This is a genomic window from Rhodococcus sp. AH-ZY2, from assembly GCF_030916465.1.
GTDB classification, from domain to species: domain Bacteria; phylum Actinomycetota; class Actinomycetes; order Mycobacteriales; family Mycobacteriaceae; genus Rhodococcus; species Rhodococcus ruber.
On record NZ_CP126458.1, the window covers coordinates 1,439,498 to 1,461,951 of the forward strand.

16 protein-coding genes, 4 rRNA genes and 1 pseudogene are annotated in these 22,454 nt (G+C 65.8%); 17 read left to right on the forward strand and 4 right to left on the reverse strand.

Features of this window, described 5'->3' with window-relative positions; genetic code table 11:
- Window positions 1-18: 18 nt before the first annotated feature.
- The 5 genes from atpA to QNA09_RS07730 are packed head-to-tail and all read left to right on the forward strand — an operon-like array spanning window position 19 to window position 4,991.
- Window positions 19-1,662 (forward strand): F0F1 ATP synthase subunit alpha, encoded by a 1,644-nt coding sequence (gene atpA / locus QNA09_RS07710; protein WP_017682014.1) that lies wholly within the window; start codon window positions 19-21, stop codon window positions 1,660-1,662.
- 48 nt (window positions 1,663-1,710) lie between these two features.
- On the forward strand, window positions 1,711-2,694 hold the full coding sequence (locus tag QNA09_RS07715) for a F0F1 ATP synthase subunit gamma (RefSeq protein ID WP_010595884.1): 984 nt from the start codon (window positions 1,711-1,713) through the stop codon (window positions 2,692-2,694).
- Between the two features lie 4 nt (window positions 2,695-2,698).
- Window positions 2,699-4,150: a F0F1 ATP synthase subunit beta gene (atpD, locus tag QNA09_RS07720; RefSeq protein ID WP_203011623.1), complete on the forward strand. Its 1,452-nt coding sequence runs from the start codon at window positions 2,699-2,701 to the stop codon at window positions 4,148-4,150.
- A gap of 6 nt (window positions 4,151-4,156) precedes the next feature.
- Complete coding sequence (locus QNA09_RS07725) at window positions 4,157-4,522, forward strand: F0F1 ATP synthase subunit epsilon (protein WP_026138061.1); 366 nt, start codon at window positions 4,157-4,159, stop codon at window positions 4,520-4,522.
- A gap of 46 nt (window positions 4,523-4,568) precedes the next feature.
- A complete protein-coding gene (locus tag QNA09_RS07730) occupies window positions 4,569-4,991 on the forward strand; it encodes a DUF2550 domain-containing protein (protein ID WP_010595887.1) in 423 nt (140 codons plus the stop codon).
- Window positions 4,992-5,009: 18 nt separating this feature from the next.
- Here QNA09_RS07730 and QNA09_RS07735 read toward each other — a convergent pair whose 3' ends face one another.
- Entirely contained in the window at window positions 5,010-5,582 is a 573-nt protein-coding gene (locus tag QNA09_RS07735) for a cob(I)yrinic acid a,c-diamide adenosyltransferase (protein ID WP_010595888.1), read from the reverse strand.
- Window positions 5,583-5,638: 56 nt separating this feature from the next.
- On the opposite strand from QNA09_RS07735, the gene murA reads away from it, so the two are divergent.
- From murA to rrf (QNA09_RS07770), 7 genes and pseudogenes are all read left to right on the forward strand, one after another.
- Entirely contained in the window at window positions 5,639-6,901 is a 1,263-nt protein-coding gene (murA, locus tag QNA09_RS07740; RefSeq protein ID WP_010595889.1) for a UDP-N-acetylglucosamine 1-carboxyvinyltransferase, read from the forward strand.
- A 637-nt stretch (window positions 6,902-7,538) separates the two neighbouring features.
- A 16S ribosomal RNA gene (locus tag QNA09_RS07745) occupies window positions 7,539-9,061 on the forward strand.
- A 300-nt stretch (window positions 9,062-9,361) separates the two neighbouring features.
- Window positions 9,362-12,495, forward strand: a 23S ribosomal RNA gene (locus QNA09_RS07750).
- A gap of 105 nt (window positions 12,496-12,600) precedes the next feature.
- Window positions 12,601-12,717: ribosomal RNA gene (gene rrf / locus QNA09_RS07755) — 5S ribosomal RNA — on the forward strand.
- The 16S, 23S and 5S rRNA genes sit together here, the layout of an rRNA operon.
- Window positions 12,718-12,922: 205 nt before the next feature.
- Complete coding sequence (locus QNA09_RS07760) at window positions 12,923-14,554, forward strand: IS1634 family transposase (RefSeq protein ID WP_203011628.1); 1,632 nt, start codon at window positions 12,923-12,925, stop codon at window positions 14,552-14,554.
- Between the two features lie 21 nt (window positions 14,555-14,575).
- Window positions 14,576-15,043: pseudogene (locus QNA09_RS07765) on the forward strand (IS1634 family transposase); the annotation flags it as partial.
- Window positions 15,044-15,158, forward strand: a 5S ribosomal RNA gene (gene rrf / locus QNA09_RS07770).
- Between the two features lie 97 nt (window positions 15,159-15,255).
- Here the strand turns inward: rrf (QNA09_RS07770) and QNA09_RS07775 are convergent.
- The gene (locus QNA09_RS07775) at window positions 15,256-16,800 is read right to left on the reverse strand and encodes an adenylate/guanylate cyclase domain-containing protein (RefSeq protein WP_026138157.1); all 1,545 of its coding nucleotides are present in this window, start codon (window positions 16,798-16,800) and stop codon (window positions 15,256-15,258) included.
- A gap of 43 nt (window positions 16,801-16,843) precedes the next feature.
- Between QNA09_RS07775 and nucS the strand changes: the two genes are divergently transcribed.
- On the forward strand, window positions 16,844-17,518 hold the full coding sequence (gene nucS / locus QNA09_RS07780) for an endonuclease NucS (RefSeq protein WP_203011630.1): 675 nt from the start codon (window positions 16,844-16,846) through the stop codon (window positions 17,516-17,518).
- 1 nt (window position 17,519) lies between these two features.
- Entirely contained in the window at window positions 17,520-17,840 is a 321-nt protein-coding gene (locus tag QNA09_RS07785; protein WP_072786587.1) for an ATP/GTP-binding protein, read from the forward strand.
- A gap of 95 nt (window positions 17,841-17,935) precedes the next feature.
- Here QNA09_RS07785 and QNA09_RS07790 read toward each other — a convergent pair whose 3' ends face one another.
- Window positions 17,936-19,024 (reverse strand): hypothetical protein, encoded by a 1,089-nt coding sequence (locus QNA09_RS07790; protein ID WP_010596965.1) that lies wholly within the window; start codon window positions 19,022-19,024, stop codon window positions 17,936-17,938.
- Window positions 19,025-19,131: 107 nt separating this feature from the next.
- On the reverse strand, window positions 19,132-19,614 hold the full coding sequence (mce, locus tag QNA09_RS07795; RefSeq protein WP_026138156.1) for a methylmalonyl-CoA epimerase: 483 nt from the start codon (window positions 19,612-19,614) through the stop codon (window positions 19,132-19,134).
- A 105-nt stretch (window positions 19,615-19,719) separates the two neighbouring features.
- Between mce and QNA09_RS07800 the strand changes: the two genes are divergently transcribed.
- The 3 genes from QNA09_RS07800 (at window position 19,720) to QNA09_RS07810 (ending at window position 22,368) form a co-directional block, all read left to right on the forward strand.
- Window positions 19,720-20,910, forward strand: a complete 1,191-nt coding sequence (locus tag QNA09_RS07800) for an acetyl-CoA C-acetyltransferase (RefSeq protein ID WP_308072392.1) — start codon at window positions 19,720-19,722, stop codon at window positions 20,908-20,910.
- 96 nt (window positions 20,911-21,006) lie between these two features.
- The gene (locus tag QNA09_RS07805) at window positions 21,007-21,378 is read left to right on the forward strand and encodes a DUF3817 domain-containing protein (RefSeq protein WP_017681051.1); all 372 of its coding nucleotides are present in this window, start codon (window positions 21,007-21,009) and stop codon (window positions 21,376-21,378) included.
- 96 nt (window positions 21,379-21,474) lie between these two features.
- Window positions 21,475-22,368, forward strand: coding sequence for a tetratricopeptide repeat protein (locus QNA09_RS07810; RefSeq protein WP_010596739.1), 894 nt, complete (start codon window positions 21,475-21,477; stop codon window positions 22,366-22,368).
- Window positions 22,369-22,454 lie beyond the last annotated feature (86 nt).

Sequence of the window (22,454 nt, forward strand, 5' to 3'; positions counted from 1 at the left end):
ACCGAGAGCAGGAAGAACATGGCGGAGCTGACGATCTCCTCCGACGAGATCCGTAGCGCGATCGACAACTACACCGCGAGCTACTCCCCGGAGGCCTCCCGCGAGGAGGTCGGCGTGGTCGCCGACACCAGTGACGGCATCGCGCACATCAGCGGTCTGCCGTCGGCGATGGCCAACGAGCTGCTGGAGTTCCCCGGCGGTGTGCTGGGCGTGGCCCTGAACCTCGACGCCACCGAGATCGGTGCTGTCATCCTCGGCGACTACCAGGACCTCGAAGAGGGCCAGGAAGTCAAGCGGACCGGCGACGTTCTGTCGGTGCCGGTCGGCGACGGCTACCTCGGCCGCGTCGTGAACCCCCTGGGTCAGCCGATCGACGGCCTCGGCGACATCGAGGCGACCGAGAACCGGGCCCTGGAGCTGCAGGCCGCGACCGTGCTGCAGCGCCAGCCGGTCGAGGAGCCGCTGCAGACCGGCATCAAGGCCATCGACGCGATGACCCCGATCGGCCGCGGCCAGCGCCAGCTGGTCATCGGTGACCGCAAGACGGGCAAGACCGCCGTCTGCGTCGACGCGATCCTGAACCAGAAGGCCAACTGGGCCACCGGCGACCCGAAGCAGCAGGTCCGCTGCATCTACGTCGCGATCGGCCAGAAGGGCTCCACCATCGCGGGCGTCAAGGCTGCCCTCGAGGAGCACGGCGCGATGGAGTACACCACCATCGTCGCGGCCCCCGCGTCCGACTCCGCCGGCTTCAAGTGGCTCGCCCCCTACACCGGTTCGGCCATCGGCCAGCACTGGATGTACCAGGGCAAGCACGTGCTCATCGTGTTCGACGACCTCACCAAGCAGGCCGAGGCGTACCGCGCCATCTCCCTGCTGCTGCGCCGCCCGCCGGGACGTGAGGCCTACCCGGGCGACGTGTTCTACCTGCACTCGCGTCTGCTGGAGCGCTCGGCCAAGCTGTCCGACGAGCTCGGCGGCGGTTCTCTGACCGCCCTGCCGATCATCGAGACCAAGGCCAACGACGTCTCGGCCTACATTCCGACCAACGTCATCTCCATCACCGACGGCCAGGTCTTCCTCGAGTCCGACCTGTTCAACAAGGGCATCCGTCCCGCCATCAACGTCGGTATCTCGGTTTCCCGAGTCGGTGGCGCCGCGCAGACCAAGGGCATGAAGAAGGTCTCCGGCTCGCTGCGTCTCGAGCTTGCGCAGTTCCGCGAGCTCGAAGCGTTCGCCGCCTTCGCCTCCGACCTCGACGCGGCGTCGAAGGCGCAGCTCGAGCGCGGCCAGCGTCTGGTCGAGCTCCTCAAGCAGGACCAGTACGCCCCGGTCGCCGTCGAGGACCAGATCGTGTCGATCTACCTCGCCGGTCAGGGTGTCTACGACTCGGTGCCCGTCGGTGACGTGCGCCGCTTCGAGACCGAGCTGCTCGAGGACCTGCACCACAGCGCGTCGGGTGTCTACGAGCAGATCGCCGGCGGCAAGGCGCTGACCGACGAGTCCGCCTCCGCGCTGCTCGCCGCGACCAACAAGTTCAAGGAGGGCTTCATCGCCTCCGACGGAACCCGCGTCGTGAACGAGGCCGAGGCCGAGGCCCTGGGCGCCGACGAGGTCGAGCAGGAGCAGGTTTCCGTCAAGCGCACCACTGTTCGCAAGTGAGCGTGGAGACCATGACCCAGCGTCCTGTGAAGGGAGTGTGATCGACGAATGGCAAGCCTGCGCGAGCTCCGCTCGCGGATCAAGTCGGTCAACTCGACCAAGAAGATCACCAAGGCGCAGGAGCTGATCGCGACGTCGCGGATCACGAAGGCTCAGGCCCGAGTGGCAGCGTCCAAGCCGTACGCCGAGGAGATCACCAAGGTGCTCTCCGAGCTGGCAAGTGCGTCCGCGTCGCTGGATCACCCCCTGCTCAACGAGCGGCCCAACCCGAGGCGTGCTGCGGTCCTGGTCGTCACCAGCGACCGCGGTATGGCCGGTGGCTACAACGCCAACGTCCTCAAGGAGGCCGAGGAGCTGCGTCAGCTGCTGGTCAGCGAGGGCAAGGAGCCGGTGCTCTACGTGCTCGGTGCCAAGGGCCTGAGCTACTACACCTTCCGCGGCCGGCCGGTCGCGGGGGCGTGGACCGGGTTCTCCCAGGAGCCGCGCTACACCGATGCGGCCAAGGCGAGCCGTCACCTGGTGGAGCTGTTCATGGCGGGCTCCGGCAACGAGGTTCCCGCGCCGAACGGTGAGGGCACGATCGAGGGCGTCGACGAACTGCACATCGTCTACACCCGCTTCGTCTCGATGCTGACCCAGAGCCCCGAGGTGCGCCGCATGGCGCCGCTCGAGGTGACCGTCACCGAGGACGAGATCGACCTCGGTGAGGACATGCTCACCGACGGCCGGCACGTCGGCAGCAACGGCGGTCCGCGGCCCGGCTACAACTTCGAGCCGGAGGCCTCGACGCTGCTCGCGGCCCTGCTGCCGAAGTACATCAGCACCCGCATCTTCGCGTCGCTGCTCGATGCCGCGGCGTCGGAGTCGGCCGCACGGCGTACCGCCATGAAGGCGGCCACCGACAACGCCACGGAACTGGTGAACACCCTCAGCCGTCAGGCCAACCAGGCCCGCCAGGCCCAGATCACCCAGGAAATCAGCGAGATCGTCGGCGGTGCCAACGCGCTCGCCTCGAGTGCAGGAAGTGACTAAGCACATGACCGCAGCAGCAACCGATAACTACGGGGCGGGGGTGGCCTCGGCCACTGCCGGCCGCGTCGTTCGGGTCATCGGGCCCGTCGTGGACGTCGAGTTCCCGCGTGGTGCCGTTCCCGATCTGTTCAACGCCCTGCACGCAGAGGTCACTCTGCCGTCCGTGGCGAAGACCCTGACCTTCGAGGTCGCGCAGCACCTGGGTGACAACCTGGTGCGCACGATCTCCATGCAGCCCACCGACGGCCTGGTGCGCGGCACCACGGTCGTCGACACGGGCCGCCCGATCTCGGTGCCGGTCGGCGACGTCGTCAAGGGCCACGTGTTCAACGCCCTCGGTGACTGCCTGGACGCCCCGGGCACCGGACGCGACGGCGAGCAGTGGGGCATCCACCGCAAGCCGCCGGCCTTCGACCAGCTCGAGGGCAAGACCGAGATCCTCGAGACCGGCATCAAGGTCATCGACCTGCTGACCCCGTACGTCAAGGGCGGCAAGATCGGTCTGTTCGGTGGTGCCGGCGTCGGCAAGACCGTTCTGATCCAGGAGATGATCACCCGTATCGCGCGTGAGTTCTCCGGCACGTCGGTGTTCGCCGGCGTCGGCGAGCGCACCCGTGAGGGCACCGACCTCCACCTCGAGATGGAGGAGATGGGCGTCCTCCAGGACACCGCCCTCGTCTTCGGCCAGATGGACGAGCCGCCGGGAACGCGTATGCGCGTCGCCCTGTCCGCGCTGACCATGGCGGAGTACTTCCGCGATGTCCAGGGCCAGGACGTGCTGCTGTTCATCGACAACATCTTCCGCTTCACCCAGGCCGGCTCCGAGGTCTCGACGCTGCTCGGCCGCATGCCGTCGGCCGTGGGTTACCAGCCGACCCTCGCGGACGAGATGGGTGAGCTCCAGGAGCGCATCACCTCGACCCGTGGTCGTTCGATCACCTCGCTGCAGGCGATCTACGTGCCCGCCGACGACTACACCGACCCGGCGCCGGCCACGACGTTCGCGCACCTCGATGCGACCACCGAGCTCTCGCGTCCGATCTCGCAGATGGGTATCTACCCCGCTGTGGACCCGCTGACGTCGACCTCGCGCATCCTCGAGCCCGGCATCGTCGGTGCCGAGCACTTCCGGGTCGCCAACGAGGTCAAGCGGATCCTGCAGAAGTACAAGGAGCTGCAGGACATCATCGCCATCCTCGGCATGGACGAGCTCTCCGAGGAGGACAAGGTCCTCGTCGGCCGCGCCCGTCGTATCCAGAAGTTCCTCGGCCAGAACTTCATCGTCGCCGAGAAGTTCACCGGCGAGCCCGGCTCCGTGGTGCCGCTGCGTGACACCATCGAGGCGTTCGACCGCGTCACCAAGGGTGAGTTCGACCACCTGCCCGAGCAGGCGTTCAACAGCTGCGGTGGACTCGACGACGTCGAGGCCGCTGCCAAGAAGATCGCCGGGAAGTAGTCCGCGATGGCTGAAATGACCGTGGACCTCGTTGCCGTCGAGGAGCGCCTCTGGTCGGGCACCGCCCGGCTGGTCAGCGCCCAGACGACCGAGGGCGAGATCGGTGTCATGCCGGGCCACGAGCCGGTCCTCGGCCAGCTCGTGGAAGGCGGTGTCGTCTCCATCACCACCGCCGACGGCGATCGGGTCGTCGCGGCCGTGCACGGCGGTTTCCTCTCGGTGACCGCCACGACGGTGACGATCCTCGCGGAGGCTGCGGAGCTGACGGAGAACATCGACGTCGAGTCCGCGCGCGCCGTGCTGAGCGACAGCCAGGACGAGGCCGAGATCGCGGCAGCCCGGGGCCGACTCCGGGCCGTCGAGCGGGCCTGACGGATACGACAAGCCGCGACGGAGCCGACGAGCAGTGTCAGTTGGAATGATTGTTCTCATCGTTCTGGTGATACTGCTCGCGGTTGCCGTCGCGGCTTTTCTGTATCGCCTCCTCACCCTGCGGGGCGGGGGTACCGCAGCGATACTGCGCCGGCTGCCCAACGGCGCCGGCGCCGGGTGGCGGCACGGCGTCATCCGTTACGGCGAGCGCACGCTCGTCTTCTACAAGCTCTCGAGCCTGCGTCCGGGTCCGGACTCGCGGCTGGCCCGGCAGGGCGTCGAGGTACGCAATCGTCGAGCGCCCGAGGGCAGCGAGTACGACATCATGACCGAGGACATCGTGATCCTCGAAGTCCAGGATGGCGCAAGCAGTTTCGAGATTGCACTCGACAGCGGCGCGCTGACCGCCTTCCTGTCCTGGATCGAATCCCGTCCGTCGGACCGGTCCGTGCGCGGTCGGCCGAACTGACGCCCGGCCGACCGTTCTTCACGCGCCCGCGCCCGGCTTCCAGAGCACATCCCCGCCCGGGTTCGCGACCCGGCCGAGGATGAAGAGCAGATCCGACAGCCGGTTGAGGTACTTCGCCGGCAGCACATTCGTATCGTCCGGGTGAGCGGCCACCGCCGCCCACGCCGAGCGCTCCGCCCGCCGTGCCACCGTCCGCGCCGTGTGCAGCTGGGCCGCCAGGACGGTACCGCCGGGAAGAATGAAGGAATCGAGCGGCGCCAGACCCTCGTTGAACTCGTCGCACCAGCGTTCGAGCCGATCGATGTACGCCTGGGTGATCCGCAGCGGCGGGTACTTCGGCTCCGGTACCACCGGCGTCGACAGGTCCGCTCCGGCGTCGAACAGGTCGTTCTGGATCTGGCGCAGGACAGGCGCCATCCGCTCCGGTACCTCGGCCGACGCGAGCGCCACCCCGAGTGCCGCGTTCGTCTCGTCGCAGTCCGCGTACGCGACCAGTCTCGGGTCGTTCTTCGACACCCGGGAGAAGTCGCTGAGGCCCGTCGTACCGTCGTCGCCGGTGCGGGTGTAGATCCGTGTGAGATGGACAGCCATGCAGGTCACGGTACCGCTCCCGTATTCCCGCAGTGTGGTCGATAGGCTGTGGCGTTGTGAGTGATCGCTTTCTTGTCTCCGGTGGTAACCGGCTTGTCGGTGAGGTTGTCGTCGGGGGCGCCAAGAACAGCGTGCTCAAGCTGATGGCGGCCGCTCTGTTGGCGGAGGGGACGAGCGTCATCACCAACTGCCCCGACATTCTCGACGTCCCGCTGATGGCCGAGGTCCTGCGCGGGCTCGGATGCGACGTCGAGCTCGAGGGCGACGAGGCGCGCATCACGACTCCCGCGCAGCCGAAGTATCAGGCCGATTTCGCCGCCGTCCGGCAGTTCCGGGCGTCGGTGTGTGTCCTCGGGCCGTTGGTGGCCCGGTGCCGGAAAGCCGTCGTCGCGCTGCCGGGCGGTGACGCCATCGGTTCACGCCCCCTCGACATGCACCAGACGGGGCTCCGACTGCTGGGGGCGCACAGCACCATCGAGCACGGCTGCGTGGTGGCCGAGGCCGACGCCCTGCACGGCAACGCGATCCGGCTGGCCTTTCCGTCGGTCGGGGCCACCGAGAACATCCTGATGGCCGCCGTCCTGGCGAACGGCGAGACCACGATCGACAACGCGGCCCGCGAGCCGGAGATCGTGGACCTGTGCAACATGCTCGTTCAGATGGGGGCCCGCATCTCCGGGGCCGGCACCTCGACACTGACGATCACGGGCGTTCCGCGTCTCGAACCCACCACCCACCGTGTCATCGGAGATCGCATCGTCGCGGCGACATGGGGGATCGCGGCGGCGATGACGCGCGGCGACGTGCGCGTGCGTGGCGTCAACCCGAAGCACCTGAGCCTCGTGCTCGACAAGCTCCGTGCCGCCGGTGCGGAGGTGACCCCCGAAGTCGACGGCTTCCGGGTCGTCCAGCACGACCGTCCCCGAGCGATCAACTTCGCGACCCTGCCGTATCCGGGATTCCCCACCGACCTCCAGCCCATGGCGATCGGTCTCGCGGCAGTCGCCGACGGAACGTCGATGATCACGGAGAATGTCTTCGAGGCGCGGTTCCGGTTCGTCGAGGAGATGATCCGCCTCGGGGCCGACGCTCGCACCGACGGACATCACGCCGTGGTCCGCGGAGTCGAGGAGCTGTCGAGCGCGCCCGTGTGGTCGTCGGACATCCGGGCCGGCGCCGGATTGGTCCTGGCCGGGCTGTGCGCCGACGGCGTGACCGAGGTGCACGACGTGTACCACATCGATCGCGGCTACCCGAGGTTCGTGGAGATCATCGAGGAACTCGGGGGCGTCATCGAACGGGTGAACTCCGAATCCTGATCTCGTTGCCTCGAAAGTAGTTGTGCGCCAAGGTGTTTCATACATCACGTTGAGCGAGATCCGCCTCCGGAGTCGAGTGTGCCGCGCATCACTGGGAACGGGCAACGCGGCGAAGGTGCCGGAGACGGTCTGCCACCAGGGGAAACGGCACCGCCTACGAGCCTGACCAGCGGATTTGGCGTCCAGTTATTCGTCCCGTAACTTATTCCAGGTCAGAGCGACACGGACACCGACCCGGCCCGCAGGGGCTCGGGACAACGAGGTTGGACGCAGGCGCCTGATTGTTCGGTTCGGAATCTTCTGGTAGGGTTCTGGGCCGTTGCCGATCCCACCGAGTGCGTCGGGTTTGTTCCCGGCGGGTGGTGTGGGTAGGCTGGAACGGTTGCCCCGGAGCGCCGCGGACGTTGGTTCGCGGGGTGATGGTGTGTGCGTGTTCTTTGAGAACTCAACAGTGTGCCGATGAATGTCAGTGCCAAATTATTTTGGTGCGGCCACTTCACTTTTGTGGGGTGGTTGTTGCTGGCTGCCGCATTCTTCCGTCTGTGGTGGTCAGTGTTTTTGCTAGTTTGAGTTTTTTGCTAGTGATTCGGCTCTACGCTTATGGCTGATCGGCCCTTCGGGGTTTGATTGAGAGTCTTCAACGGAGAGTTTGATCCTGGCTCAGGACGAACGCTGGCGGCGTGCTTAACACATGCAAGTCGAACGATGAAGCCCAGCTTGCTGGGTGGATTAGTGGCGAACGGGTGAGTAACACGTGGGTGATCTGCCCTGCACTTCGGGATAAGCCTGGGAAACTGGGTCTAATACCGGATAGGACCTCGGGATGCATGTTCCGGGGTGGAAAGGTTTTCCGGTGCAGGATGGGCCCGCGGCCTATCAGCTTGTTGGTGGGGTAACGGCCCACCAAGGCGACGACGGGTAGCCGGCCTGAGAGGGCGACCGGCCACACTGGGACTGAGACACGGCCCAGACTCCTACGGGAGGCAGCAGTGGGGAATATTGCACAATGGGCGCAAGCCTGATGCAGCGACGCCGCGTGAGGGATGACGGCCTTCGGGTTGTAAACCTCTTTCAGTACCGACGAAGCGCAAGTGACGGTAGGTACAGAAGAAGCACCGGCCAACTACGTGCCAGCAGCCGCGGTAATACGTAGGGTGCGAGCGTTGTCCGGAATTACTGGGCGTAAAGAGCTCGTAGGCGGTTTGTCGCGTCGTCTGTGAAAACCCGCAGCTCAACTGCGGGCTTGCAGGCGATACGGGCAGACTTGAGTACTGCAGGGGAGACTGGAATTCCTGGTGTAGCGGTGAAATGCGCAGATATCAGGAGGAACACCGGTGGCGAAGGCGGGTCTCTGGGCAGTAACTGACGCTGAGGAGCGAAAGCGTGGGTAGCGAACAGGATTAGATACCCTGGTAGTCCACGCCGTAAACGGTGGGCGCTAGGTGTGGGTTTCCTTCCACGGGATCCGTGCCGTAGCTAACGCATTAAGCGCCCCGCCTGGGGAGTACGGCCGCAAGGCTAAAACTCAAAGGAATTGACGGGGGCCCGCACAAGCGGCGGAGCATGTGGATTAATTCGATGCAACGCGAAGAACCTTACCTGGGTTTGACATACACCGGACCGCCCCAGAGATGGGGTTTCCCTTGTGGTCGGTGTACAGGTGGTGCATGGCTGTCGTCAGCTCGTGTCGTGAGATGTTGGGTTAAGTCCCGCAACGAGCGCAACCCTTGTCCTGTGTTGCCAGCACGTAATGGTGGGGACTCGCAGGAGACTGCCGGGGTCAACTCGGAGGAAGGTGGGGACGACGTCAAGTCATCATGCCCCTTATGTCCAGGGCTTCACACATGCTACAATGGCCGGTACAGAGGGCTGCGATACCGCGAGGTGGAGCGAATCCCTTAAAGCCGGTCTCAGTTCGGATCGGGGTCTGCAACTCGACCCCGTGAAGTCGGAGTCGCTAGTAATCGCAGATCAGCAACGCTGCGGTGAATACGTTCCCGGGCCTTGTACACACCGCCCGTCACGTCATGAAAGTCGGTAACACCCGAAGCCGGTGGCCTAACCCCTCGTGGGAGGGAGCCGTCGAAGGTGGGATCGGCGATTGGGACGAAGTCGTAACAAGGTAGCCGTACCGGAAGGTGCGGCTGGATCACCTCCTTTCTAAGGAGCACTTCTCCCGGCGAGGGTTCACACAGGTGAATGCCTCTCGGGCAGAGACTGTTTCGTTCCCACACGTGGAACGGCAGGAGCTCATGGGTGGAACGCTGACAGGTATTTTCTTCGTCACCGCCGGTCCGAGTGCCGGCGGGAAGAGAGTTATATCGGTGCACTGTTGGGTCCTGAGAGAACACGCGAGTGTTTTGTCAGCGACGATGACCGGGAACGGGAAGGGTTCTTCTTTCCCCAGTATCGGTTGTTGTGTGTTGTTTGAGAACTGCACAGTGGACGCGAGCATCTTTGTTGTAAGTGTTTATGAGCGTACGGTGGATGCCTTGGCACCAGGAGCCGATGAAGGACGTGGGAGGCTGCGATATGCCTCGGGGAGCTGTCAACCGAGCTGTGATCCGAGGATTTCCGAATGGGGAAACCCAGCACGAGTGATGTCGTGTTACCCGCGCCTGAATATATAGGGCGTGTGGAGGGAACGTGGGGAAGTGAAACATCTCAGTACCCACAGGAAGAGAAAACAACATGTGATTCCGTGAGTAGTGGCGAGCGAAAGCGGAAGAGGCTAAACCGGGCACATGCGATACCCGGCAGGGGTTGTGTGTTCGGGGTTGTGGGGTTCGATGTGTCGGTGCTGCCGCACCGGCCGACAGTGAGAAATCGCCTGTGTTAGTCGAAGTGGTCTGGAACGGCCCGTCGTAGAGGGTGAGAATCCCGTAGACGAAAACACGGTGACTGTCGATTCGGATACCCGAGTAGCAGCGGGCCCGTGAAATCTGCTGTGAATCTGTCGGGACCACCCGATAAGCCTGAATACTCCCTGGTGACCGATAGCGGACTAGTACCGTGAGGGAAAGGTGAAAAGTACCCCGGGAGGGGAGTGAAATAGTACCTGAAACCGTGCGCTTACAATCCGTCGGAGCCTTCGAGCAGTTTGGTCTGCTGGGGGTGACGGCGTGCCTTTTGAAGAATGAGCCTGCGAGTTAGTGGCATGTCGCGAGGTTAACCCGTGTGGGGTAGTCGTAGCGAAAGCGAGTCCGAACAGGGCGTATCAGTGGCATGTTCTAGACCCGAAGCGGAGTGATCTACCCATGGCCAGGGTGAAGCGACGGTAAGACGTCGTGGAGGCCCGAACCCACTTAGGTTGAAAACTGAGGGGATGAGCTGTGGGTAGGGGTGAAAGGCCAATCAAACTCCGTGATAGCTGGTTCTCCCCGAAATGCATTTAGGTGCAGCGTCGCGTGTTTCTCACCGGAGGTAGAGCTACTGGATGGTCTAGGGGGCCCACAAGCTTACCGAAATCAGCCAAACTCCGAATGCCGGTGAGTGAGAGCGCGGCAGTGAGACTGCGGGGGATAAGCTTCGTAGTCGAGAGGGAAACAGCCCAGATCGCCGGCTAAGGCCCCTAAGCGTGTACTAAGTGGAAAAGGATGTGGGATCGCTGAGACAACCAGGAGGTTGGCTTAGAAGCAGCCACCCTTGAAAGAGTGCGTAATAGCTCACTGGTCAAGTGGTTCTGCGCCGACAATGTAGCGGGGCTCAAGTACACCGCCGAAGCCGCGGCACTCACACAACACCCACTCGTTTCTGCGGAGACGGGTGCAGTGGTGTGGGTGGGTAGGGGAGCGTCGTGCCGCCGGGGAAGCGCCGGAGTGATCCAGGTGTGGAGGCGGCGCGAGTGAGAATGCAGGCATGAGTAGCGAAAGACGAGTGAGAAACTCGTCCGCCGAATGACCAAGGGTTCCTGGGCCAGGTTAATCCGCCCAGGGTGAGTCGGGACCTAAGGCGAGGCCGACAGGCGTAGTCGATGGACAACGGGTTGATATTCCCGTACCCGTGTGAACGCGCCCCTGGTGAATCAGTGATGCTAACCGTCCTGAAGCCGGCCGGTTCCTTCGGGAATCGGTCGTGTGGATGCACGGGACCTTCGGTGGTAGTAGCCAAGCGATGGGGTGACGCAGGAAGGTAGTGGGGCCGGTCAGTGGTTGTACCGGTGTAAGCCTGTAGGGCGTGACATAGGCAAATCCGTGTCGCACGAGCCTGAGAGGTGATGCGTAGCCGAATGAGGCGAATTCCATGATCCTATGCTGCCGAGAAAAGCCTCTAGCGAGCTTTCACACGGCCCGTACCCCAAACCGACACAGGTGGTCAGGTAGAGAATACCGAGGCGATCGAGAGAACTGTGGTTAAGGAACTCGGCAAAATGCCCCCGTAACTTCGGGAGAAGGGGGACCAGCCCTGGTGAAGACCTTCGCGGTCGGAGCTGGGGGTGGTCGCAGAGACCAGAGAGAAGCGACTGTTTACTAAAAACACAGGTCCGTGCGAAGTCGTAAGACGAGGTATACGGACTGACGCCTGCCCGGTGCTGGAAGGTTAAGAGGACCGGTCAGCGGAGCGATCCGCGAAGCTGAGAATTTAAGCCCCAGTAAACGGCGGTGGTAACTATAACCATCCTAAGGTAGCGAAATTCCTTGTCGGGTAAGTTCCGACCTGCACGAATGGCGTAACGACTTCTCTGCTGTCTCAACCACAGACTCGGCGAAATTGCATTACGAGTAAAGATGCTCGTTACGCGCGGCAGGACGAAAAGACCCCGGGACCTTCACTACAGCTTGGTATTGGTGTTCGGTTCGGTTTGTGTAGGATAGGTGGGAGACTGTGAAGCGGTGACGCCAGTTACCGTGGAGTCGTTGTTGAAATACCACTCTGATCGTATTGGACCTCTAACCTCGGACCCTGATCGGGTTCAGGGACAGTGCCTGGTGGGTAGTTTAACTGGGGCGGTTGCCTCCCAAAATGTAACGGAGGCGCCCAAAGGTTCCCTCAGCCTGGTTGGCAATCAGGTGTCGAGTGCAAGTGCACAAGGGAGCTTGACTGTGAGACCGACAGGTCGAGCAGGGACGAAAGTCGGGACTAGTGATCCGGCACCGGCATGTGGAAGCGGTGTCGCTCAACGGATAAAAGGTACCCCGGGGATAACAGGCTGATCTTCCCCAAGAGTCCATATCGACGGGATGGTTTGGCACCTCGATGTCGGCTCGTCGCATCCTGGGGCTGGAGTAGGTCCCAAGGGTTGGGCTGTTCGCCCATTAAAGCGGCACGCGAGCTGGGTTTAGAACGTCGTGAGACAGTTCGGTCTCTATCCGCCGCGCGCGTTAGAAACTTGAGGAAGGCTGTCCCTAGTACGAGAGGACCGGGACGGACGAACCTCTGGTGTGCCAGTTGTCCCGCCAGGGGCACGGCTGGTTGGCTACGTTCGGAAGGGATAACCGCTGAAAGCATCTAAGCGGGAAGCCTGTTCCAAGATGAGGTTTCTCACCCCCTCGAGGGGGTAAGGCCCCCGGCAGACCACCGGGTTGATAGGCCGGAACTGGAAGTGCGGCAACGCATGCAGGTGACCGGTACTAATAGGCCGAGGACTTACCACGAAGAAGCTACGCGTCCACTGTGCGGTATCTGAAACAGCACACACATCAGATACCGAAGCCCGACAAGGGTATTCGAGAACTCTGATGCGTGACGTTTCGCAGAGTTACGGCGGCCATAGCGACAGGGAAACGCCCGGTCCCATTCCGAACCCGGAAGCTAAGCCTGTCTGCGCCGATGGTACTGCACCCGACAGGGTGTGGGAGAGTAGGACACCGCCGAACACCCGTTACCGGAAGCCCCCCGACCTCGTCGGGGGGCTTCCGGCATTTCCGGGTCCGCCGGGACCACCGAAAGCCCTGGAAATGCCGGCGGGGTCAGTCCTGAGTTAGGACATTACTGGCGGGTAGAACACCTGTCGAGGCTTCCACCTGCGCATTCACGACGTCGACGAAGCGGATCGGGACACTAAGCAGGTAGGTTCGGGCCGTGGCATTCGTGCGGAAAGTGCGCACCGCATCCGGAGCGGTCGCGGTGCAGGTCGTGCGCAAACACCGCGGCCGGCACGAGATCCTCGCTCACGTCGGGTCCGCGCATACCGACGTCGAGCTGGGCATTCTGCTCGAACGAGCCCGACACCTGCTGCACGGCGATCAAGGCGTGCTGGAGCTGGATGTGCCGACGCCCGTCGAGCAGATCGCCGATGTTGCCGACTGGCGGACCGGCCAACTGCCCGGCCCGACGACGAGCAAGGGTGGCGAGCTCGCCGGGGCGGGACGAACCGTGCGCACCAGCGCCCGGTTGCTCTACGACGTGCTCACCTTCGTCTACGACGGGCTCGGCTTCGACATCATCGACGACGCGGTGTTCAAAGACCTGGTCATCGCCCGGATCGTCGAACCGACCTCGAAGATCGATGCCCTGCGCGTCCTCGGCGATCTCGGCGCTGATCCGGTGTCGTACAAAACGATTCAACGCCACCTCGCGCAGATCATCACCGGCGACTACCGCGACCGGATCGCCCGCCGCTGCTTCGAGTACGCGGCCAGCACCGGCGGGTTGGGATTGCTGCTGTTCGATGTGACCACCTTGTACTTCGAGGCCGAGAAGGAAGACGACCTGCGCAAGGTCGGCTACTCCAAAGAGCGCCGGGTCGATCCACAAATCGTGGTCGGGTTGCTCGTCGACCGCACCGGGTTCCCACTGGAGATCGCCTGTTTCGAAGGCAACAAGGCCGAAACCCACACCCTGGTCCCCATGGTGCGTCAGTTCCAGGCCCGGCACGACCTCGAGGGCGTGGAGATGGTCATCGCCGCCGACGCCGGCATGCTGTCGGCGGCGAATCTCACCGCTCTCGACGAGGCCGGCCTGAAGTTCATCGTCGGCTCCCGGGTGACGAAGGCGCCCGCTGATCTGACGTCCCATTTCCATTGGCACGGTGATGTGTTCACCGATGGGCAGATCATCGACACCGTCACCCCCCGGCACGCCCGCAGCGTGGTCAACACCGTGAAAAGGCGGGCCGAACCGGTCTGGGATCCGGTTCGGCATCCCACCTCGTGGCGGGCGATCTGGCAGTACACCCGCAAACGTGCCGTGCGCGACAACCAGACTCTCAATGCCCAGGAGGCGAGGGCGCGGGCGGTGGTCGAGGGCACCCAGAAGTCGAAGGCGACGCGCTTCGTCAAGACCACCAGCGCAGGTCAGCGACTCGATGATGCCGCGCTGGCACGAGCTCGATCGCTGGTCGGCTTGAAGGGATACGTCACCAACATCCCGGTCACGCTCATGGAACCGGGCGAGGTGATCGGCAAGTACCACGACCTCTGGCATGTCGAGCAGTCGTTTCGCATGTCGAAGACCGATCTGCGGGCACGGCCGATGTTCCACCGCACCCGCGACGCCATCGAGGCGCACCTGACCATCGTGTTCGCCGCTCTGGCCGTCGCCCGCTGCGCCCAGGACCACACCGGTGTCGCGGTCGCGAGGCTGGTCAAGCAACTGCGGCCGCTGCGGACCTCGACCATCGCCATCAACGGTGCCGTCCAGGACTTTCCGCCGCAGATCCCTGCTGCCGAGCTGGAGATTCTCACCCGTCTCGGGTTCGAATCGGGACACTAAGCCAAATGTCCTAACTCAGGCGGCACGAAGAAAGCCAAGGCCACTCGGTTCGTCAAGACCACCACGGCCGGTCAGCAACTCGATGGTGCCGCCCTGGGCAGGGCCCGGTCCCTCGTCGGCCTGAAGGGATACGTGACCAACATTCCGGTCACGCTGATGGAACCGGGTGAGGTGATCGGCAAGTACCACGATCTCTGGCATGTCGAGCAGTCGTTTCGCATGTCGAAGACCGATCTGCGGGCACGGCCGATCTTCCACCGCACCCGCGACGTGATCGACGCACACCTGACCATCGTGTTCGCGGCATTGGCAGTCGCGCGCTGTGTTCAGGACCGGACCGGTGTCGCGATCGCACGAGTGGTCAAGCAACTGCGGCCGCTGCGGACCTCGACGATCGCGATCAACGCCGCCGTCCAGGACTTTCCGCCGCAGATCCCGGCCGCCGACCAGGAAATTCTGTCTCGCCTCGGGTTCGAAGCGGGGTACTAAGCGAAACGTCCTAACTCAGGAGGGAAACGCCCGGTCCCATTCCGAACCCGGAAGCTAAGCCTGTCTGCGCCGATGGTACTGCACCCGACAGGGTGTGGGAGAGTAGGACACCGCCGAACACCCGTTACCGGAAGCCCCCCGACCTCGTCGGGGGGCTTCCGGCATTTCCGGGTCCGCCGGGACCACCGAAAGCCCTGGAAATGCCGGCGGGGTCAGTCCGCCGACGGCACCGCCAGTCGGGTCACTTCCGACCGCCCGCGCAGGGTCACTTCACCTTTCGGCGCCCATCTCGTGCGCTCGTGATCGGCGGCCGCCTCTACTGCCCGGGACGAGGCGACGACGTGGCCGGGGATCGTCTTGGCCAGATCCGAGAGTCGCGCAGCTTCGTTCACCGGATCGCCGATGACCGTGTACTCGAACCTCTCGTGAGCCCCTACGTTTCCGGCCACTGCGAGTCCGGCTGCGACCCCGATCCCCGCCTCGCACTCGGGGACGTCGGTGCGCAGTCGATGTGCCATCGTCCGGGCGGCCACCAGGGCGTTGCCCGGCGGATCGTCCATTGCCACCGGGGCGCCGAAAATGGCCAGTGCCGCGTCGCCCTCGAACTTGTTGACGAAACCGCCGACGCGGTGGACCTCCTCGACCACGACTTCGAAGAAGCGGTTGAGCAACTGTACGACCTCGGTCGGCGGACGATCTGCAGCCATTGCCGTCGAACCGATGATGTCGATGAACAGCACCGCGACATCACGTTCTTCGCCGCCGAGCCGCGGTGACGAGGCCAGCGCCGCCCGGGCGACGTCCTGCCCGACGTGCCGGCCGAAGACGTCGCGGATCCGTTCGCGCTCACGCAGGCCGTCGGCCATGCGATTGAATCCGGCCTGCAATTCGCCCAGTTCCGTCCCGTCGTAGACGACGACCTCCGCATCGAGGTCGCCCCCCTCGATGCGGGCCATGCCCGCCCGCACGGACTCGATCGGCGCGATGCTTCGCCGGGCGGTGAGGAACATCAGCAGCGATCCCAACACCAACGCCAGTCCGCCGATCGTCAGGATCGTCACCGCGAAGCGGACGGGCGACACGGGACGGACGAAGCTGAAGACCGCGACGAGCATCAACCCGATGACGGGAACGGCGCTGCCCAGCACCCACGCCACCATGATGCGTCCGCTGGTGCCGGTGAGACGGCGCCGCGGGGTCGCGCCGGCCTCGAGGGCCCGGGCGGCGATCGGTCGCAGTGCGAACTCGCTGAAGAGGAAGACGAAGCCACAGACCGTCAGTCCCGCGAGAGCAATGGTGAACGCGACCTTCGGGATGGTGCGCGGATCGAGCACCCCGAAGGCGGTCGCGAACAGCACCAGTCCCAGGGCCCAGAACGCGCCCTGCTGGGCGGTGAGCCGCATCGGTAACCGCATCGTGGCGCGACGTTCCTCCGGCGAGGGATCCCGGTCCTCGAGGATCCAGCGCAGTTGTGCGAGCCCGCGTCGCGTCCCGACGATCGTTCCAAGGACGATCGCCCCCACGACGTACACCGGCGCGACGACACCGGTGACGACGACGAACTCCGGGCGCAGCACCGAGGGACCCGGGATGACGACATTGATCAGTACCGCCGTGATCGCAGCACCCGCGATGTTCGTGCCCAGCAACAGCAGGGTGAGCAACGTCTGCACGCGAACACGTTGGCGCTGGACGGATTCCGCGGGTGCGCCGAGCAGCGGTGAGCCGAGTGGCGAGATGCGACGAGTGCGAGGCATGGTCGTTCGAGAGTAGTCCGGGGCGATCCTCTAGGGTGGCAACGTGCGCCTTGTGATTGCCCGCTGTCGAGTCGACTACATCGGACGTCTGACGGCACACCTGCCGATGGCGCGTCGGCTGCTCCTGGTCAAAGCCGACGGATCGGTCAGTGTGCACGCCGACGACCGCGCCTACAAGCCCCTGAACTGGATGAGTCCGCCGTGTTGGCTGGTCGAGGAGTCCGCGGAAGATGCGAACGCTCTGTGGGTGGTGACCAACAAGGCGGGTGAGCAGCTGCGCATCACCATCGAGGAGATCGAGCACGATTCCAGCCACGAGCTGGGCGTGGATCCCGGCCTGATCAAGGACGGTGTGGAGGCGCACTTGCAGGAACTGCTCGCCGAGCACGTCCAAACCCTCGGGCGCGGCTACACCCTCGTCCGGCGTGAGTACCCGACGGCCATCGGTCCGGTGGACCTGCTGTGCCGGGACGCGGACGGCGGCACGGTGGCCGTCGAGATCAAGAGGCGAGGCGAGATCGACGGCGTCGAACAGCTCACGCGGTATCTCGAGCTGCTCAACCGGGACCCGCTGCTCGCGCCGGTCAGCGGTGTCTTCGCGGCACAACAGATCAAGCCGCAGGCCAAGACCCTGGCCACCGACCGCGGTATCCGCTGCCTCGTGCTCGACTACGAGGCGCTGCGCGGCACCGAGAGCAACGAGTTCCGGCTGTTCTGAGATGCCGCGCCGCAATACCCCCCGATCACAGCGCAGGCGCCGGCCCGAGACCGGCGCGTCGGCGTTCTCCGGGGCGACGTCCCGCACCGAATCGGGCCCGTGGGGTGCGGAATCCGAGCGTTACACCGTGCGCACCGTCCCCGGCTCGCGAGCAACGAAGGCGTACCGGTGCCCCGGATGCGATCACGAGATCGCGCCGGGAACGCCGCACGTGGTTGCCTGGCCCGCCGACGACATAGGGGGAGCAGACGAACGCCGGCACTGGCACAACGGCTGCTGGTCCGGCCGCGGCACCCGCGGACCGACCCGACGGTGGTCCTGACGGCTCGCCGTCGTGGTCCTGACGGCTCGCCGTCGTGGTCCTGACGGCTCGCCGTCGTGGTCCTGACGGCTCGCCGTCGCGGTCCTGACGTCGGCTCAGTTGCGGACCTTGCTGGCCACCGCGGGTGACCGGCCGAGCCGGTCGGTCGCAGGTGCTTCGTTGCCGGACCGCTTCCCCTGTTCGCCCGGCCCGCTCTTCCGGTCGCTGTCCTCGGACGTGCCGGCCGTCGCCGGCAGTTCCTTGGTGGCCGGTTCCTTCTCGGATTCTTCGGTGGCGATCTCCGTGGTCGCATCGGTGTCGCCGTCGGTGGTGGACGCGTCCCGGTCGCGGTCGAGCAGCTCACCTTCGCGCGTCACGGCAGCCAGCATCGAGGGCACCGCCTCGAGCTGACCGCGCACACCGTCCAGCTGGCTGAGGATGCGGCCACGCAGCACCCGCAGTTCCTCGGTCAGATCGCGGGCGTTGGCGATCTTCCGTTCGGACTGTTCGGTGGCGATCTCGAGCCGGCGTGCCGCCTCGCGTGATGCGATCTCGAGACGCTGTTCGGCCTCGGCCTTGCTGGATCGTTCGAGTTCGTCGAGAGCGCCGAGGACCTTGCTGCGGCGCTCGCTCATGGCGATCTCGAAATCCTGCTGAACCTGGTCCCGCTTGGCCTCCGCCTCCGCCGCGAGACGATCGCGCTCGGCTTCGGCGGCGGCGACGATCCGGGCGGCCTGGGCACGTGCCTCGGACATCGTCCGGGCGTGCTCGGCTTCGAACGCCTTACGCCGCTCGGCGAGTTCGGCGATCATCGCCTCGTAGTCGCCGCGCAGCCGGATGCCTTCCTGTTCGGCCAGGGAGATCATCTCGGCGGCATCGGCCTCGGCCCGGGCCCGCAGCTCGGACGCCTCGTCGGAGGCGAGGCGCAGCATGCGGGAGATTCGGTCGCTCATACCCTCGGCCGTGGTGGGCGGCACCGAGAGACGATCGACATCCTTGCGCAACTCGTCGATCTCGTTGCGAGCGTTCTCCAACTGTCTCGCCAGGTCGCGCGCCTGGGCGGCGGCCGCATCCCGGTCCGTCGCGGTCACGCGCAGCTCGGCTTCGAATCTGGCGAAGTAGTTGGTCACCTCGTCGCGGTCGAATCCCTTGCGCACGATCGAGAAGGGCAGGTGGCTGGGGGTGCGATCGCGATCGAAGACCATGGCGCCAATCTACCTGCTCGCGGCAGCCGGAGCTGCGCGTGCCGCCTCCCTGTGCTAATGCTGCGGCAGCGCACACCGGGCGGGTCGACCGGGCGGGACGCGGGTTGTCAGTGCGATCCGTGTGCGGCGGGTTCGACGAGTTCGACGAGCACGCCGCCGGCGTCCTTGGGGTGGAGGAAGTTGATGCGCGAATCGGCGGTGCCACGTCGCGGGGCGTCGTACAGCAGGCGCACGCCCCGGGCACGGAGCTCGGTGGACACGGCATCGATGTCGCTGACGCGGTAGGCGAGCTGCTGCAGGCCCGGGCCGCTGCGGTCGATGAATTTCGCGATCGTCGAGTTCTCGTTCAGCGGGGCGAGCAGCTGGATCGCGGTCGCGCCCTCGGGCGAGCCGGGAACCGACAGCATCGCCTCGCGCACGCCCTGCTCCTCGTTGACCTCCTCGTGGGTCGAGACGAGTCCGAGGTTCTCGGCGTACCAGGTGAGGGCGGCGTCGAGGTCGGGAACGGCGATACCGACGTGGTCGATGGCAGTCACGAGCCCGGAGCTCAGAGCCGCGAGCGGAGTCGAAGTGGGGGAGGTCTCAGTCATGAATAAAGACGTTAGCGCTAACGTTAGATCAGTATGCGCCGGGATGGGGCTCGTCCGCCCGCAGCCCCGCGCAGGAGCCGTGACCCCACCACCGGAGGAACCCTCGTGACCAGTTCTGTCATCGTTGCCGGAGCCCGGACCCCGATGGGGCGTCTGCAGGGCGCCCTGAAGGACTTCTCCGGCTCGGACCTCGGCGGGGTCGCCATCGCCGGGGCCCTGGCCAAGGCCGGGGTCGCCCCCGAGCAGGTCGAGTACGTGATCATGGGGCAGGTGCTCACCGCCGGGGCCGGGCAGATCCCGGCCCGCCAGGCCGCCGTCGCCGCCGGCATCCCGATGGACATCCCCGCCCTGACCGTGAACAAGGTGTGCCTGTCCGGCATCGACGCGATCGCGCTGGCCGACCAGCTCATCCGCGCCGGCGAGTTCGACGTCGTCGTCGCCGGCGGCCAGGAGTCGATGAGCCGGGCCCCGCACCTGCTCGCCGACTCCCGCGCCGGGTTCAAGTACGGCGATGTGACCCTGCGCGACCACCTGGCCTTCGACGGGCTGCACGACATCTTCACCGACCAGGCCATGGGTGCCCTGACCGAGGCCGCCAACACCGGCGCGGCGGCCGTCTCCCGCGCCGAGCAGGACGCGTTCGCCGCCGCCAGCCACCAGCGGGCGGCCCGCGCGCACAAGGACGGGCTGTTCGACGACGAGATCGTGCCGGTGTCGATCCCGCAGCGCAAGGGCGACCCGGTCGTGGTCACCGCCGACGAGGGCATCCGCCCGGACACCACCGCCGAGTCCCTGGCCAAGCTGCGGCCGGCGTTCGCCCCCGACGGCACCGTCACCGCCGGCTCGGCCTCGCAGATCTCCGACGGCGCGGCCGCGGTGGTGGTGATGTCCAAGGCCAAGGCCGAGCAGCTCGGCCTGTCCTGGCTCGCCGAGATCGGCGCGCACGGGGTGGTCGCCGGTCCGGACTCGACGCTGCAGTCCCAGCCGGCGCGGGCGATCGCGAAGGCCTGCGCGCGGGAGGGCCTCGAGCCGGCCGAGCTGGACCTGGTGGAGATCAACGAGGCGTTCGCCGCGGTGGGGATCGCCTCGGCCCGTGAGCTCGGGATCGACCCGGCCAGGGTGAACGTCAACGGCGGGGCGATCGCGCTGGGGCACCCGCTGGGGATGTCCGGGGCCCGGATCGTGCTGCACCTGGCCCTCGAGCTGGCCCGCCGCGGCGGCGGGGTCGGGGCCGCGGCCCTGTGCGGCGGCGGCGGCCAGGGCGACGCCCTCATCGTCCGCGTCCCCAAGGCGTAACCCGCCGCTCCTTACTCCTGTCACGGCCTCGACGCAGTGCGTCGGGGCCGTGACGTCTCTCACAGCAACGACGGGTCGTCGTAGGCGATCGGCACAATGGTGTGCATGGCGAACTTCTTCGATCTCAGCACCCCGGCCAAGCGGTTCCGCTTCGTCGCAATCCTCGAGGCCTTCACCTGGGCCGGCCTGCTCGTCGGTATGGCGTTCAAGTATCTGCCGGAGAACGGCAACGAGATCGGCGTGAAGATCTTCGGGCCGCTGCACGGCGGCGTGTTCGTCGCCTTCGTCCTCGTCGCTCTCCTCACCGCACGGGCGCTGAAGTGGAACCTGGTCACCACCGGCCTAGCCCTGATCTCCTCCATCCCGCCGTTCGGCACGATCGTCTTCGAGTGGTGGGCTGCGCGCACCGGCCGTCTCGCGGAGTTGTCCACGCAGGCGCGTCCGGCCGACGCGCCCGCACTCGCCTGACCTGCTGTCACCTGTCGCGCGGAACGTGACAGACTGGACACCGTGACTCGACCAGGTTCCCGTCCGTCAGCACGTTCCGCCGCGACCGCCGCGGCAATGTCCGGCGCGGTGGATCTCGCGCCCCTCAAGGAGCGGGCCGCCGCCCCCCCACCTCCGCCGCAGTCCGACTCCGGCGCCGCCGTCGCGACCGGCCTCGCGCCCGTCGTCGACGTCACCGAGGCCACGTTCGAGGCCGAGGTGCTGCAGCGCTCGATGCAGGTCCCGGTCATCGTGGACCTGTGGGCCACCTGGTGTGGCCCGTGCAAGCAGCTCTCACCGGTTCTCGAGAAGCTGGCGCACGAGGGCGGCGGCAACTGGGTTCTCGCGAAGGTCGATGTGGACGCCAACCCGCGGATCGCTCAGGCGTTCGGCGTGCAGTCCGTGCCGACCGTCGTCGCCATCGCCGCGGGACAACCCCTCGCCGACTTCCAGGGCGTCCAGCCCGAACCGCAGCTCCGGCAATGGCTTGCCGCCATCCAGGACGCGGTCGCCGGCAAGCTGTCCGGCCCGCCCGGAGGGGAGGTCGCGGAGGAACCGGCGGAGGACCCGCGATTCGTCGCGGCCGAGCAGGCCCTCGATGCGGGGGACCTGGCGGGTGCCGAAGCGGCGTACGAGCTGATCCTCAATTCCGAGCCCGCCAATGCCGACGCTCTGGCCGCGTTGCGGCAGGTCCGGTTCCTCGCCCGGGCGCAGACTGTGCCGGCCGACGCGATCGCCCGGGCGGATGCCGCCCCGGCCGATCTCGATGCACAGCTCGCTGCGGCCGACGCGGAACTGTTCGCGCAGCAGCCCGAGGCTGCGTTCGCGCGGCTGATCGGGTTCGTGGCCCGCAGCGCGGGTGACGAGAGGAACGCGGCCCGTGCGCGGCTGCTCGAATTGTTCGAGCTGTTCGACCCGGCAGAGCCGTTCGTTGTCGCGGCGCGGCGCAAGCTGGCGTCGGCGCTGTACTGAATTCTCCCCCGTGCGGTGGGCGCTCCGGCTTTCCGGATCGCCCACCGCACACTGTTCGGTGGCGGCGGCTCAGTGGCGGCGGCTCG